Consider the following 448-nt stretch of genomic DNA (forward strand, 5'->3'; position numbering starts at 1 on the left):
TCACGCGTGATCGGCCGCTGTCGGAAGGAGCCACCGTCTTGCCGCGTACCGGCAGACGTCGGGTATCCGGGCTGTTCGAGGCATTCAGCCCGCGTCGCCGAACGGCAGTTGGAACAGACCTCGGCCAGGGGTAGGCCTTCAGAACGGCGTCGACATCACTGGCGAGGTTGGCGCGTTGCTAACGCCTGGATGCACCGCCCGATTTCTGTAATCGTTTTTGGGTGGTTTCTGGGTCGGGTTCGCGGAAACCGCCGATCTTGGTGTTTTCGGGTGTGGTTGTCGGGCCACTGTCCGGAAAGTTCGGGGCATCTCACCCACCTACATAGCCACCCAGTGGTCGCCGATTGGGTGGCTGGATCCTGGGTGGACGGTCTCCTGTGTGTCAGACCCCTCTCTGCCAAGCTTGGTTGAGACAGAACGATCAGTCCGTCGGGTGTAGCGAGTAGGG

Origin of the sequence: Protofrankia sp. Cas4, assembly GCF_963555915.1 — a bacterium.
Classification (GTDB): domain Bacteria; phylum Actinomycetota; class Actinomycetes; order Frankiales; family Frankiaceae; genus Protofrankia.